The organism is Shewanella sp. AS1 (assembly GCF_021412565.1).
GTDB lineage: Bacteria > Pseudomonadota > Gammaproteobacteria > Enterobacterales > Shewanellaceae > Shewanella.
This window is the reverse complement of record NZ_JAKCLJ010000107.1, coordinates 1-284: the sequence shown is the minus strand read 5'-3', so window position 1 is coordinate 284 and position 284 is coordinate 1. Positions and strand designations below refer to the sequence as shown.

General features: G+C 61.3%; 1 protein-coding gene. It reads right to left on the bottom strand.

Going from position 1 to position 284, the window contains the following annotated elements; genetic code table 11:
• Positions 1-284, bottom strand: a 284-nt coding sequence (locus LZP69_RS16260; RefSeq protein WP_234201734.1) for a type IV pilus modification PilV family protein, incomplete at both ends; no start/stop codon positions are given.

The following is a 284-nucleotide window of genomic DNA, read 5'->3' as shown; positions in this document are numbered from 1 at the left end:
AGGCTGAGAATGTGCCGCTGCTCGTCAGCGTCCGTCCACCGCCGTCGGTGAAGGACTGCGAAGCTGCCGCTGCGGCGATTTGGCCGCACGTGGGGTTCTCACGAATCTGCTCGACGAGAGAATTGAGCTCACGCGTCGCCGATGCAGTCGACGATTGCTCAGAGGAATACTGGATCCCTTGCCACAGCGCAGGAAGAATAGCCACCGCGATGATCGCGAGCAGAAACATGCCGACGATCACCTCGGCAATTCCCAGGCCGTCGTCAGACGAACGCCATCCCCTC